Here is a 16,533-nt window from a genome sequence, read left to right as displayed (position 1 = left end):
TTGCGCAAACAGCAAAGTGACGATCGCGTCACAATTGCGGAATCAAGGGCGACATGCGCGCAAGATGCGGCAGTATTGCGGCTACAGCGAAGCGAAAGGCTTGCCGCGTTGCGGCGCTAATCGCTGATCACGATGCGGGTATTGTGAAGCCCCGCATCCGACGTCATCGCAAAGAAAGTGGCGGCGTTGCGTGTGTCGAGCCGCACGCAGCCATGCGATGCCGGCCGGCCAAGTCGCCTCACCTCGTAAGTGCCGTGAATGGCATAGCCGCCGTTGAAGAACACGGCATAGGGCATCGGCGCATCGTCATATTTCTTCGAGCGGTGATCCCTGGACAACCATTTGGCGGTATAGGAGCCGACAGGCGTCACATAACCCGTGCGAGCCGTCGATACGCGCCAGCGATATTTAAAAGCCCCGTCCTCGGAAACGGTCATTGTTTGCGATCGAAGATCGACCACTGCAAGAACAGTTCCGGCATGAGCCGAAATGGCATGAAACTGCATGAACAGACATGCCGTTGCTACGAATGCGACACGCTTCATCTTGCCCCCTCCGACTGTTTGCTTCCTTCCAGAGCAATTCAGACGATGGGGAATTCTATCGCTATGCTAATTATACCAAATTAATACATATAGTGAGCGATTGCTTAATTTAGGGGCGCTCACAGCAGCAGCAGAAATCCCAAAAAGGCGAGAAATGTCAGCATCGAGCATGCGGAATAGAAGATGGAAATACCGGCTTCGATATCGCTGACGGTAGCGGTATCGCGGCCGGAACCGTTGATCATCGGTTCACGCACGAGTTCCCCGCCATAGATTCTCGGACCGGCGAGCTGGATATCAAGCGCGCCTGCCATGGCGGCCTCCGGCCTGCCGGAATTGGGCGAACGGTGCAGTCCGCCGTCCCGGACCCCGATGCGGATCGCATTTCCAAGCGCGGAAATCCCCCGCTTGGCCAAGGCTCCGGCAGCAATCAGCAGAATGGAGAGCCGTGCAGCCGGCCAGTTGGCAATATCATCCAGGCGCGCGGCGGCGCGGCCGAAATCTATATAGGTCTCGGACTTGTGGCCGATCATCGAATCGGCGGTATTGAGCATCTTGTAGAAGAACAGGCCCGGAAGGCCGAAAAAACCGTACCAAAGGGCGGGGGCAACGACGCCGTCGGAAAAATTCTCGGCGAGGCTTTCGATGGCCGCGCGGCAAATCCCGGGTTCATCCAGCGTCTCGGGGTCGCGGCCGACGATGCGCGATACGGCCAACCGACCGCCTTCCAGACCGTCCGCACGCAGCGCACGCGATACCTCGCCGACATGATCGGCAAGGCTTTTCTGCGCCAGGAAAACCGCCGCGAGTATCGCTTCTGCCAATATGCCAAGCCAGCCGAAGAAGGCGAGAAATCCATGAATGGCCCAGCCGGCGATGGCAGCTCCCATGAGCAGCGCGACGATGGACATGATCCCGTTGCGGCGGCGGAGCACTCCGGGCAGATGCTTTGCATTGAACCGGCCGTCGAAATATGAAATCGCCTTGCCGAACAGCACGACCGGGTGCGGAAAGCGCTTCCACAACCAGTGGGGATCGCCGACGATACGGTCGAGCAGCAAGGCAAGGACCAGAATGAGTAAATGTTCGTCGGCGGTCATTGCGAATAATCCTTTAGAGCATGATGCCGAAAAGTATTTGAGCGGTTTTCGGACACCATCATGCTCTACTTCTTTGTTTCTAGAGCGGATTCAGATTTTAGGTCGAACAGACCTAAAATCATCCGACTCTAGCACCCCGGCGAGTCTTTGATCAGCCTCCTCGTCCGGGGTCAGTCCGAAGCGCAGCCAATTGCGGGCGTAATCGAACTTGCGGACCAGGATACGATGGCGGCAAAGATGCGTATATAGGCCCTCGGCGCGGTCGTCTGCAACCAGTGCAAACAGGGGGGTGCCGCCGGCGATCTCAAGCGTCGATCGACGAAGAACTCCTTCCAGCGCCGAATACCGTTGAAGAATGCGGTTTCGGATGGCGCCTGTATCGCCTTCCACGAGCGACGCGGCGATCGAAAGAGCCGGCCCGGAAACCGCCCAGGGACCGAGCCAATCCTCGAAACGGGTTAGGATCGCGGCCTCGGCAATCACGAACCCGAGACGAAGGCCGGCCAGGCCGAAAAACTTTCCGAACGAACGGAAGATGATGAGATTCGGCATCGAGGCGGCAAAAGGCGCCACGCTCGCTGCCGGCTCCATATCGCCGAAGGCCTCATCGACAAGAAGGCTCCCCCCTTGGCTCCGTAGCCTGTCGTGCAAATCCCGCAACTGCTCGATGGGCAGTCTCCGCCCATCGGGATTGTTGGGATTGACGGCAACGACCAGCCTGTCGTCGGCGGTGAGTTCGGCAATCGTCGAAACCTGGCGGACCCGCAGCCCCGCCAGCGTAAAGGCTCTCGCATATTCGCCATAGGTCGGCGAGAGGATCGCGACGCTGCCACCGGGAACCAGCCTCGGAAGCAATTGAATGACGGACTGCGTGCCGGGAACCGGCAAGGGCAGAATATCGCCGCTGCGGTAATAGTTCCTCGCCGCTTCCCGCGCCCGCTCGTGCAAATGCTGGTCAGGCAACCTGTGCCATGCCGCGACAGGGATTTCCGGCAGCGTCACCGGATTGGGATTGATGCCGGTGGAGAGATCCAGCCATTCCTCCGGACGACCGCCATATTGGCGTGCCGCAGCCGTGATGCCGCCTCCATGGACGATCCTGTTGGTCATACGGCGTCACCGGCGAGATCGATCAAATGCATGTAGGAGCCGGCAACGTTGCCACGCTGTAAGCCGGCGGCACCGAGATCGTTATTGAGCGCATCCCTCACTGCAAACAGACGGTCCGCCTCACCTTCCGAGACGATGGTCGAATAATGAAACTCATGGGCCGTCATCGGCTTGTCGAAAAAAGAGCCGGCAAGCGGCACCACGCGCCGATAGCCTAAATGACGCTGCCGCTTCTCATAACTGGTGACCACGGGCAAGAGGCTCAGCATTTCGTGGCGCGCACCTGCCGCATCTACAAGCCCCTCGCCGAGCACCATATAGCCGCCGCACTCGCCATAGATGCGCACCCCGCGGGAAGCCGCCGTCTTCACGCCATCCCGGAAATGCTGAGCGGCAGCAAGCTTAGGGGCGTGCAATTCCGGATAGCCGCCCGGCAGATAGATGGCATCGGCATCGGCCGAGGGGGCTTCGTCCGCGAGCGGAGAAAAGAAGGATATTTCCGCGCCACGCCGCTTCCAACCGAGCAGCATATGCTCATAGCAGAAGGCGAAAGCGATATCCCGCGCGACCGCAATGCGCTGGCCGAACGGCATAAGCCGCGCAATATTGGCCGCTGAGGTGCGAACGAGATGCTGGTGCGCCGCCCTCAACAGCAGATCGAAATCGCAGGCTTTCGAGACGACCTCGGCAGCCGCCTCGATAAACTGCTCCAGTGCACCGTGCTCTCCCGCCTGCACAAGACCGAGATGCCTCTCCGGCAATGCCAGGACGGCATCACTGCGGATAACCGCGACAACAGGCATATGCACCGCATTCAACGCCTGGCGCAGCATTCTCTCATGCCTGTCGCTGGCGACGCGATTGAGCACGACACCGGCAATGCGGATATCGGCACGGAAATTGGCAAAACCGGTAACGATGGCGGCAACCGATTGCGACATGCGCGAGCAGTCGACGACGAGCACGACGGACAAGCCAAGCAAGGCGGCAAGATCCGCCGGCGTGCCCGTACCGTCAGCAGCACCGTCGAACAGGCCCATCATCCCCTCGGTGACGAGCATCCTTCCGCCGGCGCGATGAAGTGCCGCGTTAGCGGAAATGAGTTCGGCGCGCATGGCCCAGGGATCGAAATTGAGGCAGGCCGATCCGACCGCTGCCGCATGAAAGGCGGGGTCGATGTAATCCGGTCCGGCTTTGCCGGATGCGACCGCGACACCCCTGTTTCGCAGTGCTCTCAGCAGACCGAGTGTAAATGTGGTCTTACCGGAGCCTGATGAAGGTGCCGCGATCAGAAGCCCGCTCATGCCGACACCTTGCGTCCGCTTTCGCCGGGCCTTTCAGCGGCCGGCACCAGCGTGCGGCCGGATAGGGCGCCAAGCCAATCGAGCGATGACCGCAATTTCACCACCTCGCCGACGACGACGATAGCCGGCGGCTCGAGACCGGAAGCTTCGACATCAACAGGCGCTCGCCCGAGCGTCGTCTCCAGGACTTGTTGAGAGGATGTCGCCGCATTGCAGACGAAGGCAACGGGTTCGTCCGCCGAACGGCCGGCGGCAATGAGATTGGCGCTGATCTGGGCGATGTGCTTCATCGCCATATACATGACGATGACGGGCGATCCCCTGCCGATGGCCTCCCAATTGATGGCGTCTGGCACAACACCGGACGAATCATGGCCGGTGAGGAAGGTGACGGCGTGATTGACGTCGCGATGGGTGACGGGAATGCCGGCATAGGCCAAACCGCCGATCCCAGCCGTAATGCCGGGCACGATGCGGAAGGGAATTCCGTGCTCGACGAGTGTCAACGCCTCCTCACCGCCGCGCCCGAAAACGAAAGGATCGCCGCCCTTCAGGCGCAGCACGCGCTTGCCTGCCCGCGCTAGCTCCACCAGCCGCAGAGAAATATCCCGCTGCTTGGCAGAAGGCTTGCCGCCGCGCTTGCCGGCATATTCCAGCACCACACCCGATCGGGCGAGCTTGAGGCAATCCTCGTTCACCAGGGCGTCATGCACGATGATATCCGCCTCAGCCAGCCCTTTGGCCGCCAGCAGGGTCAGGAGCCCCGGATCGCCCGGCCCGGCGCCGACGAGCCAGACGGAGCCCGGCTCCAAGGCCGGCAGAGTGGAAAAAGCGGTATCGTTCATCCCATGTGTCCTATGCCCGGATGGGCGAAATTGCAATGTTGAGAACGGGATAAGACAGCCTCGGTTCGACATCGTTCCCATTGCCGACATTACGCCATAGGACTGCCCAGCGTGAGCGATAGCACGCTATGAGCTTTTCCAACGGCGACAGGAAATGAAAAACCTATTGATTGATCGTATGACATTCCGGACTTGGTATGTCCGGAAACTTAAATAGGCCCACAATAAGCTGAGGAAATGGCTCTTCAGCGAGATGTGAAGGGGGCACGCGCCCCCTTCAGAGAGAATTTAATGTCTGATCTTGCCCAGGATCACGTCGCGGATCAGATCGACGACCTGCTGTGAGCGAATGCCGGTGCAGACGATCTGGCTCGGCAGATTGTCCCAATCGCCCGGCGGGAAATGACGGCCGTTCGGCTTGACGATCGTCTGACCATCGGCAATGCCGCCGCAGACGACGCGGACCGAACCTTCGATCGTGTCGAACAGCTCCGGCGCGACGACATAGACGCAGGCGCAGCTGTCGTGCACCATCATGCCGTCTTCGACGGCGTGCTTGTAGAAATCGATATAGGATTGCGATAGATCCGACAGCAGCTGCACCGAAGGTCCGCCGTCCCTCGCCATATCGGCCAGATAGCCGCGGCTCATGGTCGTCACCGCCGTCACGTCGAGGCCCACCACGACCACTTTCCAGGCCGCCGTCATGACGAAATCGGCGGCTTCCGGATCACCGTGAATATTGGCTTCCGCAACCGGAGAGACATTGCCCGGCACATAGAAATTGCCGCCCATGATGACCACACCCTTCACGAGCTTGGCGATATCCGGATCGTGCTTCAGCGCCAGAGCCAAATTGGTCATGCGGCCGACGGCGACCAGGGTCACCTCGCCCGGATTGGCGCGAACGGTGTCGATGATGAACTGGTAAGCCGGCCGCGGATCGGCCGGCAGGTCGATCGTATCGGGCACATCGATGTCGCCGAGGCCGTTATGGCCGTGAACCATTATCGGCCACGGCCGCTCGTGCCGCGAAGGATCGAAAGTGACGCTGGCGCCGCGCGCAACCGGACACGCAATATTCCACTCGCGCTTCAGGAACAGCGCATTGCGGGTCGTCGTATCCACTGAGGCGTTGCCGAACACCGTCGTCACGCCAAGAAGGTCGATATCCGGGTGACGATGCAGGAAGAGAAGCGCCATGGCGTCGTCAACGCCCGGATCGGTATCATAAATGACCTTATGCATGATTTTTCCTTACCAACATGCTGAATAAGCTTGATCTTTCGGAATTTTCGTCATCGCGGATCGCGCTTGAACTACCGGCATACACGAGAACCGCAGACGGCGAAATGCCCCACCGATATCGCACGGACCATTTAAGTCTGACAGCGTTAGCCCTCAGGCAATTCTAGCGATCGCCGCCGTCGCAAAACTGGATTTGATCTTCGGGAGCACAAGCTCCGAATCCGGCCCGGCCGCCGCAAGCGCCGCAGCTTCCGCGACGCCATGACAACCGGTATGGGCGAAAACGAGTTCGGACGGGTTCTTCAGCCTGGGTGTCTCCCGCTCCAATGCGGCCGCCTTGAAGAAGCGGACTGGCAGACGGAAATGCGTGGCGGTCTCGAGGATCGCCTGCTCATTCATGCGCGTATCGATCGACACGACGGCCAGAACCTGCTGGCTCCCGATCCCAACCTCCTGAAAAGCTCTTTCCGCAAGCATCCGCACGTCGTTCCAGTCGGTGCCGCGCTCGCAGCCAAGACCCAGAAGATAGCGGCGGGTGGAATTGGCATAGGTCGTCATGTTCACTCCCAACAGCATCAACCGATATCACAGCTGTAACGAGCGCCTTTCGACGCGTCAATTTCGCCTGGTGTGTCTCGATAGCAATTGCCTTGCGACAAGCGAAGTGCCAGAAGGCCGCTGATTTCCCGCCTCCGAGTTCCCCGCCTTGCCAGACATTACAGTTCAACTCCTGCTTTTGCTTTTTGCCGCCGCGTTCTTCGCCGGTTTCGTCGATTCGATCGCCGGCGGCGGTGGGCTGATTACCGTGCCTGCCATGCTGCTGGCCGGCATTCCGCCGCTGCAGACCCTTGGCACGAACAAGGTGCAGTCGATCTGCGGCGCGGCTTCGGCAACGATCGCCTATGCCCGGCAAGGACATGTCGAGCTTCGCGAGCAGCTTCCGATGGCGGCGATGGCTGTGATCGGAGGCATGCTCGGTGCATTGCTGGCGACCATCATGCCGAGCCAGGTTCTGCGCATCATCCTGCCCTTCCTGCTGATCGCAATTGCGCTCTATTTCGCCCTGAAACCCAACCTCGGCGATGTCGAAAAGCATCGGCGCATGAGCGCCAGACTCTTCGGCGTAACGTTCGTGCCGCTGATCGGCTTTTATGACGGCGCCTTCGGCCCCGGAACCGGTTCGTTCCTGATGCTCGCCTTCGTCACACTCGCCGGCTTCGGCCTGCTGAAGGCGACGGCGCATACGAAGCTGCTCAATTTCGGCTCGAATCTTGGTGGCCTGATCGTCTTCATCTCCTCCGGCGCCATCCTTTGGAAGGTCGGTCTGACGATGGGGCTCGGCCAATTCCTCGGCGCGCAGCTCGGCTCGCGGCTTGCCATGCGCATCGGTGCGAAACTGATCAAGCCGCTGCTCGTCATCGTCTGCATAGCCTTTGCGATCAAGCTGCTGGCGGATCCCACCCATCCCGTCAGGATCTGGCTTGGGCTGTAAGAAACGCGCCTTTGATTACCTCCGACGTAATTGATAGTGCTTCGGTACGCGCCGATGATCGCCCTGCCTGAACGGTTCAGGCGATCCAAAGGAGTTGACCGATGACTGACGCGAACACCATTGCAGACCGCTATATCGCCATCTGGAACGAGGCCGACGCCGAACGTCGCCGCGCGCTCATTGCCGAGGCATGGACGGAAGACTGCAGCTATGTCGACCCGATGATGCACGCGGACAATCGTGAAGAAATCCACGCGCTGGTCACGGCGGCGCACGAGCGCTTCCCCGGCTTCCGCTTCACACTCATCACGAACGGCGATCGCCACGGCGACAATCTTCGCTTCTCCTGGGGCTTCGGTCCGGCCGATGCCGAACCGCTGATCAAGGGCACGGATTTCGCCATCCTCGAAGGCGAGCGACTGAAATCCGTTCACGGCTTTATCGACCAGCTGCCGGTTGCCGCATGATGAACCCGGCCCGCTCTCTCGGCGACCATCTGCGCGAATGGCGGCAGCGCCGCCGCCTGAGCCAGCTCGAATTCGCCCTTGAAGCTGATATATCGCAGCGACATCTGAGCTTCATCGAGAGCGGGCGGGCGCTTCCAAGCCGCGAGATGCTGATGCATCTCGCCGAACGGCTCGGCGTACCATTGCGCGAACGCAATCCGATGCTCCTCGCTGCCGGATTTGCCCCGGTCTTTCCGGAGCGCAAACTGAATGATCCGGCGCTTGCTCCGGCACGCCGCGCCATCGACATGCTCCTGAAGGGGCACGAACCCTTCCCGGCTCTGGCCGTCGACCGGCATTGGACGCTGATCGCTGCCAATGCCGCCGTCGCACCGCTGCTTGCCAGCGTGACCGATACCTCGCTGACCGAAGGACCGATCAATGTCCTGCGTCTAAGCCTGCATCCGCATGGCCTGGCGCCTCGGATCGCCAACCTCTCCGAATGGCGTGCGCATCTATTGGAACGCCTTCGCCAGCAGATATCGGCAACCGGCGATCCCGTTCTGACAAAACTGCTTGAGGAATTGTTGGCCTACCCCGCACCTGCGGCACCGAAATCGGTGGCTCCGGAACGGGATTTTGCCGGCATCGCCGTGCCCCTCGAACTTGTCACCGAGGCAGGCCAGCTCTCCTTCATCTCGACCACGACCGTCTTCGGAACGCCCGTCGACGTCACGCTTTCGGAACTCGCAATCGAATCGTTCTTTCCCGCGAACTCGCAGACGGCAGAAGCTCTGAAGGCGATGCTGCTGGGCGATTGAACGCCTGGGAAACGATCAGAACTCGACGCCAGGCTGCCCCTTGATACCCGAGCGGAAGGGATGCTTGATCAATTCCATCTCGGTGACGAGATCGGCGATCTCGATCAATTCTTCCTTGGCGTTGCGCCCGGTCAGAACCACATGGGTCATGTAGGGCTTCTCATTCTTGAGGAACTCAAGCACTTCGTTGATATCGAGGTAGTCGTAGCGTAGCGCGATATTGATCTCGTCCAGCAGCACCATGGAGTTGCGCTCGTCCCGGATCAGCTCCTTGGCCTTTTCCCAGGCGGCAGAGGCCGCGGCCACGTCGCGGGCGCGGTCCTGTGTTTCCCAGGTGAAGCCCTCACCCATCGTATGGAACTGGCAAAGATCGGAAAAATGCTTCTCGATGAGGTCGCGCTCGCCGGTCCACATGGCACCCTTGATGAACTGCACCACCGCACTCGGCTTTCCATGAGCGATGTGGCGGAAGATCATCCCGAAAGCGGAGGAGGATTTTCCCTTGCCCTTGCCTGTATGGACGATGATCAGTCCCTTCTCGTCGGTCTTGGTCGCCATAATCTTGTCGCGCGCGGCCTTCTTCTTGGCCATCTTGTCGGCGTGACGGGCATCGTCGTTCTTCGGCGCGCCCGCACCGGTTTCGGCCAATTCGTCGCTCATTGCATTCTCCCTGATATGATCGTTTTCTGTGCCAGCGGCCCGCCGCGCCAAAGGTAGAGCGCGACAAGCGGCTGGTCTTCCGTGCGCATGGCGTGGCGGATGTTGGAGGGATGATGGATGATCTCGCCCGACCAGCGCGGCAGGAATGGCTGCGCGTCCTTGCTCCAGAGCGAACCGTCTGTCAGCGGAATATAGATCTCTTCCGCTTCGTGATGATGATCCGGGTAATGCACACCGGGACCGAGCAGCAGGAAACCGCCGGCCATCTCTTCGCTTGCGAAATGTCCGCGCGTGCCGAACAACTCGACCCAGCCATATCTCTGCAGGAAATCCGCACCGAAATCTGTGATGCTGTAGGTCTGGGCCCAATGCAGCATAGCCGCCGCATTCGAAAGCTTCTCGAAAAGAGCGCCTTCCGCCCCATCGACCGGTCGCTCTAACTCGCGGAGATAGGTAACGACCGGCAGATCGCGCGGTGCTAGCACCCGCTCTTCAGCCGGCCAGTCAAAACCTTGGATAAAATGCTGAAGCATCAGGTCGCTACGCGACAGCAGGTAATCTCGAAAAGCAACCAGAAGCTCGGCGACCGGACTCATTCCGCCGCCTCATTGCCCTTATCCAGGCTTTCGAGATCGAACCGCGCCGAATTGCTTCTCGGCGTCCAGAGCTTGCGATCGATTGCCTCCAGCAGACGTTCCCGCATCTCCCTCAGCGCCGCCGGGTTCTTCTCCGCCATGAAATCGCGCACATGCTGATCGACGACAAAAGCCTGGTAGACGGCCTCGAAGTGATGATTGCCGACAACGCCCGTCGTCGCGGCAAAGGCAAAAAGATAGTCCACCGTTGCAGCGATCTCGAAGGCGCCCTTGTAGCCGTGACGCATGATGCCCTCGATCCACTTGGGATTGACGACCCGCCCGCGCACGACCCGGCCAATCTCCTCTTCAAGCGAGCGGATCACCGGCTTTTCCGGCCTCGAATGGTCGTTGTGATAGATCGAAGGACGCGCGCCGCCAAGCTGCTCGGCCGCCGCCGCCATGCCGCCCTCGAACTGATAATAATCGTCGCTGTCGAGCAGATCGTGTTCGCGATTGTCCTGGTTCTGCACGACCGCCTGGATCGAACGCAACCGCTCTTCGAAGACGCCACGCTCGGCCCTTCCTTCCTCGCCGGCGCCATAGGCATAGCTTCCCCATACGAGATAAGCTTCGGCCAAATCCGCACGCCGCTCCCATCCCTTCTCGTCGATAAGCGCCTGCAGACCGGCGCCATAAGCCCCAGGCTTGGAACCGAAGACGCGATAACCAGCCCTGCGGCTGGCAGAGGCAGCGTCGAGGCCGGCAGCTTCGAGCCGCGCGATCTCGCCGCGCATACGCGCCGCAATCGGATTGTCCGCCGCATCTTCATCGAGCATGCCGACCGCGCGGATGGCCTTGTCGAACAAGGCGATCTGTTCGGGAAAGGCATCACGGAAGAAGCCGGAGATGCGCAGCGTGACATCGACACGCGGCCGCCGGAGCATGGCCGGCGGAATGATCTCATAGCCGGTGACGCGCCGCGAGGTCATGTCCCAGACGGGCTTGACGCCGATCAGCGCCAGCGCCTGCGCGATATCGTCGCCACCCGTGCGCATGTTCGATGTGCCCCATGCCGTCAGGCCGAAGGAAACGGGCCATTCGCCATGGTCCTGAACGTAACGGCGGATCAGCAATTCAGCCGATTTCCTGCCAAGCTCATAGGCGGCCGGCGTCGGAACCGCACGACTATCGACCGAATAGAAATTCCGCCCTGTCGGCAGAACATCCGGCCGCCCGCGTGTCGGCGCACCGGATGGGCCGGGAGGTACGAAACGGCCATCGAGCCCCTTGAGCAGGGCCGAAATTTCGGCATCGCCGCAAGCGAGGATGGAGGGCTGGAGTTTTGAGGCAATCTCGCCGAGAACCATGCGGGTGTTTGGCCAACTTTCAGGGCAGGCTGTTTCGCCATCCACGAGCTTCGCGGCCAGGAGTTCGATGCGCTCGACAGTGTCGCCCTGAGTGCGCCAGGGGGTATCGGAAGCATCCTGCAGGATGAAGGGGCGCGGGCCGGTCCATTCGGCGGCCATGTCGCAGTCAAGCGGATCAAATGGCTTATGTGGAGAGATACCCCCCTCTGTCCCTTTCGGGACATCTCCCCCACAAGGGGGGAGATTGTTCGCTCGCGGCACCTCCTCCGTCCGAAGCGAGATCGAAGCCGCTGATACTGTTGATGGAGAGGCAAAGGAACCAAGCGGCATACTCCCTCCAATCTCTCCCCTTGTGGGGGAGATGTCAGCAAAGCTGACAGAGGGGGGTATCGCACGCTCCACACCCTCAAAAGCATCCCACGCAATCGCCCGCTGCAAACTCTGATCGCCACCCTCGCCCACTCCGCGCGGCACCCTTGCCAGCGCCACCGTCAAATCCGTCAGCAGCCGTCCGGACGGCGAAACGCCGAAGATGTGCAGGCCGTCGCGGATCTGCATTTCCTTGAGGTCGCAGAGATAGGCGTCAAGCTTGCGCAAGGCCTCGTCTTCGCCCTCGCCCTTGGCAATACCCGCATCCTGATCCAGCCCGATATCGGCGACGAGATCGAGGATCTGCTTGCGGAGCAGACGGATGCGGCGGGGATCGCCGCCCGAAGCCTCGTAATATTCGTCGACGAGCGCCTCAAGGTCCTTCAGCGGGCCATAGCTTTCGGCGCGCGTCAGCGGCGGCGTCAGATGATCGATGATGACGGCGCTCGTGCGGCGCTTGGCCTGCGTACCCTCGCCGGGATCGTTGACGATGAAGGGATAAAGGTTCGGCAGCGGCCCGAGGATCGCTTCCGGGTAGCAGCTTTCCGACAGCGCCAGCGCCTTGCCCGGCAGCCATTCGAGATTGCCGTGCTTGCCCATGTGGATGACCGCATGCGCATCGAAGGAACGGCGAAGGAAGGCATAGAAGGCGAGATAGCCGTGCGGCGGCACGAGATCGGGAGAGTGGTAACTCTCCTTGGGATCGATGTTGTAGCCGCGCGCCGGCTGAATGCCGACAAGCACGTCCCCGAAGCGGGCGAACGGTAGCGCAAAGCCGCCATCGAACGCGTAAGGATCCACCGCCGGATCGCCCCAGCGCGCCGTGATTTCATCCTGAATCTGTTTGGGAAGCGACGAGAAGAAATCCTTGTAGTCGCTAAAGGAAAGCCTCTCGCGAACGACGCGCCCATCATGCCCCGAATTCGTCGGACCTTCCGCCAGATGCCGCATCAGTGCATCGCCGTCGGCAGGCAGATCGGCAACGCCGTAGCCTGCCGCCTGCATCGCCTTCAGCACCTCGATCGTACCGGCCGGAGTATCGAGCCCGACGCCATTACCCAAGCGCCCATCGCGATTGGGATAGTTCGCCATAATAAGCGCGACGCGGCGATCTTTAGGCAGCGTATTGCGCAGCCGCGCCCAATTGGCCGCGAGCCGCGCCGTGTAGCGCATGCGATCCGCAAGCGGCTCGCTGGCGACGATATTGGCTTCGACCCGCTCGTCGTAATGAGCCGCAGCCTTGAAGGACACAGCGCGCGCAAGAACACGGCCATCGACCTCGGGCAAAGCCACGTTCATGCCGAGATCGCGGGCCGAAAGCCCCTGCGAAGATGCCTCCCACGCCTCCTTCGATGAAGCCGAGAAGATAGCCTGCAGAACGACAGCGTCGTTGGTTTCCAGCACCGTCGCCTGACGATCCGCACCCGGCGCCGAAACGGCAAAGCCTGTCGCGTTGATGACCACTGCCGGCTTCAGCTCGGTAAAGACACTTTCGAGAATGCCGACGGACACGGCGTCCTTCAGGCTATAGGCAAAGACCGGCAACGGCCGCATGCCCTCGGCAATGAGCGCCTCTATCATGGCCTCGACGGGCTTGGTTTCACCGCTCTGGACGAGGGCGCGGTAGAAAGAAATAGCGACGGTCGGAGGTTCGAGTCCCTCCGGGACGACCACCCCCAAATTGAAAACCCTCCGCCACTCCTCCACGCCGATCACGCCCCGGCCCGGCCACCATATGCCGCCCTTCATCAACGGTACGGCAGGGATCGGCTTCTCGGCACCCGAGAGCATAGCTTCGGCATAGCCAAGAAACGCCCGCGAATTCGTCTCCCCGCCCTCGATCAGATAGGACCAGAGCGCGTTGAGATCATCGAGCGCGACGTTGGAAAATGGCGTCAGTCCCGGATCCGGCTTCGAATCCCCCGGCAGCACCGCAATCAAGGCGCCCTGGCGCGCCGCGCAGGCATGCAGCGCTTCCAGAGCATAATGGAAGTAGCTCGCCCCTCCCAGCGCCCGCACGATGATGAGCTTCGCGTGCCGCGCTGTCCTGTCGATATAGGTATCGACGGACATCGGATGCTTGAGGCTCATCAGGCTCGCAAGCCGAAGGGAACGGTCGCCCTCGCCATGCGCTGCGGCAATCGCCGCAAGCTCGGTATCGGCAGCCGACAGAAAAAGGATATCGCCGGGCGACTGCCCGAGATCGATCGCCTCCTCACCGTCGCTGATCGTTCCCTTCTGTGCCAGGAGGAGATGCATTAGATCTTAGAGTATGCGGCGGCATACCCCCCCCTGTCCCTCCGGGACATCTCCCCCACAAAGGGGGAAATTGTTTGGTGCCATGCCTCACCCCATCGACCATTCGAAGCCACTAAAACCTCGGTAGTCAGCCGTTTCGCAAAAACGTAGTCGTGAGTTCCCAATCTCCCCCCTTGTGGGGGAGATGTCCCGCAAGGGACAGAGGGGGGTATCGCACAGCAAAATCGGGACATCGATCAGACCAGCGCTTCAATCGCTTTGCGAACGATCGTCTCGTCCATCTCGTGCAGGCCGATCACCACGAGCCGGGTCGCGCGCGCTTCACCCGGCGTCCAGGCGCGATCGAAATAGGTGTCGATGCGACTGCCGACGGCCTGAAGCTGCAGGCGCATAGGCTTGCCGGGGACATCGACGAAGCCCTTGAGGCGCAGCACATCATGCTCCGCAATCACGCGCTTCAGCGCATCGACGAAGGCGGCCGGATCGGCAATCGGGCCGAGTTCGACGACGAAGCTGTCGAATTCGTCGTGGTCATGCGGCGTGCCGTCCTCATGCTCCAGTTCATGATGGGATTTGCGGTTGACGATATCGTCTTCCGTGCCAATGCCGAGGCCGAGCAGGACGGCAGCGGGCACGTCACCATTCTTCGCCTCGATGATTATCGGCTTGCGGGCGGTGCGCGAGGCGACCTCGGCGCGCACACGGCCGAGTCCGTCGACGTCGATCAGATCGGTCTTGTTGAGCACGATCAGATCGGCACAGGTCAGCTGATCTTCGAACAGTTCCTCGATCGGGCTTTCGTGGTCCAGCGAGTCGTCCTCGACGCGGGCAGCCTCGACAGCGTCGTGATCGTCGGCGAAGCGGCCGGCGGCAACGGCGGCGCTGTCAACGACAGTGATGACGCCGTCGACCGTGACATGGGTGCGAATGTCGGGCCAGTTGAAGGCGGCGACCAGCGGCTGCGGCAGCGCGAGGCCCGATGTTTCGATGACGATGTGATCCGGGCGCGCATCGCGCTCCAGCAGTTTCGTCATGGTGGGAATGAAATCATCGGCGACAGTGCAGCAGATGCAGCCGTTGGTGAGCTCGATGATGTCGTCTTCCGTGCAGTTCTCCGCGCCGCACCCCTTCAGAACGTCGCCATCGACGCCGAGATCGCCGAATTCGTTGATGATCAGCGCGATCTTCTTGCCGCCGGCATTCTGCAGGAGGTTGCGGATCATCGTCGTCTTGCCGGCTCCCAGGAAGCCGGTGATGACGGTGGCGGGAATCTTTTCCTGATTCATATGGATCAACCCTTCATTTTCAGCGGCAGGCCCGCTGCGATAAAATAAACTTCGGCACTCGCCGCCGCGACCATCTGGTGCAGACGGCCGGCATGGTCGCGAAATTCGCGCGCCATGCGATTTTCCGGCACGATTCCCAGGCCTACCTCATTGGAGACGAGAACGAGCCTTGATCGCGCAGTTGGCAGAAATGCAGTGAGAGCGGCAAATTCCGCCGCCATGTCACGCTCGGCCATCATCAGATTGGTTACCCAGAGCGTCAGGCAGTCGATAAGCACCGCCCGCCTCTCCGCGTCGATAGCCGCGAGCTGCCCGACGAGATCGATCGGCTCCTCATGCGTCTGCCATAGATCGCCGCGGTCGGCCCGATGCTTGGCGATGCGTTCGCGCATCTCGTCGTCCCACGCCTGCCCTGTCGCCACATAGTGACGTTCGAGACCGGTATCCGACACCAGAGATTCGGCAAACCTGGATTTGCCGGAACGCGCACCACCGAGGACGAAGATCGCTTGGGAAATCGAAGCCGACATGCGTTATGCCCACCCCCGTGCGGAAGCGAGGGTCGGCAGCACGTCGCTGGAACCGGGAAACGGGCGTCTACACGCCGAAAACTCGTCTTGCGCCATGACAACCTCCGTGCTGGCAGCGGAACTCGCGTCCCAAAACAGGCTCTGCGCCCGGCACGCATGGCAGGTCTCCTGGCTCGCGGATGAGGCGCCGCGACGGGGGCTGACCGAAGCCGGTCGCCCCCGATCGTGCGCCAGCGGATCTTTCTCGCCTTCCCGGCAATGCATCATGAAAAGGCGGACGATTCGTAGAATAAGAGGCGTCCAGCCCCGGTTGATCATGATGCCACACTAGTGGCTTTTTCGATTTGCGCCTGCCCCGCCCCGTTCGCCCCATGCGAACCATCGACGGAATCGGCTTCAAACCGAACGAAAGACCCTGACCGCTCTACAGTCGCGGGGTCGGCTGTGATGAGAACGCCCGGGTTGGGTCCGTCCCTTCACATTCCCTTTTCATCCCATGCGGCAGATCGCCGCCCGGGAACCATTCGTTATACGGGCAATGATTAGGCTTTCACCGACTTCAAGTCAATCAAG

Annotated in this window: 15 protein-coding genes and 1 riboswitch; of the genes, 3 read left to right on the top strand and 12 right to left on the bottom strand. The window is 61.0% G+C overall.

From position 1 onward, the window contains the following. Nucleotides 1–116 precede the first annotated feature (116 nt). From DQ393_RS22805 to DQ393_RS22775, 7 genes are all read right to left on the bottom strand, one after another. Nucleotides 117–545 carry a L,D-transpeptidase gene (locus DQ393_RS22805; RefSeq protein ID WP_112343986.1) on the bottom strand — a complete coding sequence of 143 codons (429 nt, stop codon included), beginning with the start codon at nucleotides 543–545 and terminating at the stop codon, nucleotides 117–119. A gap of 119 nt (nucleotides 546–664) precedes the next feature. Then, complete coding sequence (gene cbiB, locus DQ393_RS22800; RefSeq protein ID WP_112343985.1) at nucleotides 665–1,645, bottom strand: adenosylcobinamide-phosphate synthase CbiB; 981 nt, start codon at nucleotides 1,643–1,645, stop codon at nucleotides 665–667. Between the two features lie 90 nt (nucleotides 1,646–1,735). Next, nucleotides 1,736–2,755: a threonine-phosphate decarboxylase CobD gene (cobD, locus tag DQ393_RS22795; protein ID WP_112343984.1), complete on the bottom strand. Its 1,020-nt coding sequence runs from the start codon at nucleotides 2,753–2,755 to the stop codon at nucleotides 1,736–1,738. Beyond that, complete coding sequence (locus tag DQ393_RS22790) at nucleotides 2,752–4,059, bottom strand: cobyrinate a,c-diamide synthase (RefSeq protein WP_112343983.1); 1,308 nt, start codon at nucleotides 4,057–4,059, stop codon at nucleotides 2,752–2,754. The genes cobD and DQ393_RS22790 overlap by 4 nt, the downstream gene beginning before the upstream one ends. Further along, on the bottom strand, nucleotides 4,056–4,904 hold the full coding sequence (cobA, locus tag DQ393_RS22785) for a uroporphyrinogen-III C-methyltransferase (protein ID WP_112343982.1): 849 nt from the start codon (nucleotides 4,902–4,904) through the stop codon (nucleotides 4,056–4,058). The genes DQ393_RS22790 and cobA overlap by 4 nt, the downstream gene beginning before the upstream one ends. Before the next feature lie 288 nt (nucleotides 4,905–5,192). Further along, the gene (locus tag DQ393_RS22780; RefSeq protein WP_112343981.1) at nucleotides 5,193–6,152 is read right to left on the bottom strand and encodes a nucleoside hydrolase; all 960 of its coding nucleotides are present in this window, start codon (nucleotides 6,150–6,152) and stop codon (nucleotides 5,193–5,195) included. Nucleotides 6,153–6,305: 153 nt separating this feature from the next. After that, complete coding sequence (locus DQ393_RS22775) at nucleotides 6,306–6,710, bottom strand: cobalamin biosynthesis protein (RefSeq protein WP_112343980.1); 405 nt, start codon at nucleotides 6,708–6,710, stop codon at nucleotides 6,306–6,308. Nucleotides 6,711–6,858: 148 nt separating this feature from the next. Here DQ393_RS22775 and DQ393_RS22770 point away from each other — a divergent pair, with 148 nt between their 5' ends. The 3 genes from DQ393_RS22770 to DQ393_RS22760 all read left to right on the top strand — a co-directional run bounded on the left by DQ393_RS22770 (nucleotide 6,859) and on the right by DQ393_RS22760 (nucleotide 8,911). Further along, nucleotides 6,859–7,644 (top strand): TSUP family transporter, encoded by a 786-nt coding sequence (locus DQ393_RS22770; RefSeq protein ID WP_112343979.1) that lies wholly within the window; start codon nucleotides 6,859–6,861, stop codon nucleotides 7,642–7,644. Nucleotides 7,645–7,745: 101 nt separating this feature from the next. Beyond that, nucleotides 7,746–8,111, top strand: a complete 366-nt coding sequence (locus DQ393_RS22765) for a nuclear transport factor 2 family protein (RefSeq protein WP_112343978.1) — start codon at nucleotides 7,746–7,748, stop codon at nucleotides 8,109–8,111. After that, nucleotides 8,108–8,911: a helix-turn-helix domain-containing protein gene (locus DQ393_RS22760; RefSeq protein ID WP_112343977.1), complete on the top strand. Its 804-nt coding sequence runs from the start codon at nucleotides 8,108–8,110 to the stop codon at nucleotides 8,909–8,911. The genes DQ393_RS22765 and DQ393_RS22760 overlap by 4 nt, the downstream gene beginning before the upstream one ends. A 15-nt stretch (nucleotides 8,912–8,926) precedes the next feature. On the opposite strand, the gene cobO is transcribed toward DQ393_RS22760, so the two are convergent. From cobO to cobU, 5 genes are all read right to left on the bottom strand, one after another. Continuing rightward, nucleotides 8,927–9,571, bottom strand: coding sequence for a cob(I)yrinic acid a,c-diamide adenosyltransferase (cobO, locus tag DQ393_RS22755; protein ID WP_112343976.1), 645 nt, complete (start codon nucleotides 9,569–9,571; stop codon nucleotides 8,927–8,929). Beyond that, entirely contained in the window at nucleotides 9,568–10,167 is a 600-nt protein-coding gene (locus tag DQ393_RS22750; RefSeq protein ID WP_112343975.1) for a dimethylsulfonioproprionate lyase family protein, read from the bottom strand. Before DQ393_RS22750 ends, cobO begins: the two co-directional genes overlap by 4 nt. Next, nucleotides 10,164–14,144 carry a cobaltochelatase subunit CobN gene (cobN, locus tag DQ393_RS22745; RefSeq protein ID WP_112343974.1) on the bottom strand — a complete coding sequence of 1,327 codons (3,981 nt, stop codon included), beginning with the start codon at nucleotides 14,142–14,144 and terminating at the stop codon, nucleotides 10,164–10,166. Before cobN ends, DQ393_RS22750 begins: the two co-directional genes overlap by 4 nt. A 236-nt stretch (nucleotides 14,145–14,380) precedes the next feature. Then, complete coding sequence (cobW, locus tag DQ393_RS22740) at nucleotides 14,381–15,430, bottom strand: cobalamin biosynthesis protein CobW (protein ID WP_112344066.1); 1,050 nt, start codon at nucleotides 15,428–15,430, stop codon at nucleotides 14,381–14,383. Between the two features lie 5 nt (nucleotides 15,431–15,435). Continuing rightward, a complete protein-coding gene (gene cobU, locus DQ393_RS22735; RefSeq protein WP_112343973.1) occupies nucleotides 15,436–15,960 on the bottom strand; it encodes a bifunctional adenosylcobinamide kinase/adenosylcobinamide-phosphate guanylyltransferase in 525 nt (174 codons plus the stop codon). 141 nt (nucleotides 15,961–16,101) lie between these two features. Continuing rightward, a riboswitch (cobalamin riboswitch) is annotated at nucleotides 16,102–16,500 on the bottom strand. Nucleotides 16,501–16,533: the final 33 nt, after the last annotated feature.

It is taken from the genome of Martinezella tropici (assembly GCF_003287875.1).
Lineage (GTDB): Bacteria > Pseudomonadota > Alphaproteobacteria > Rhizobiales > Rhizobiaceae > Rhizobium > Rhizobium tropici_C.
This window is presented reverse-complemented; position numbering and strand designations above follow the sequence as displayed.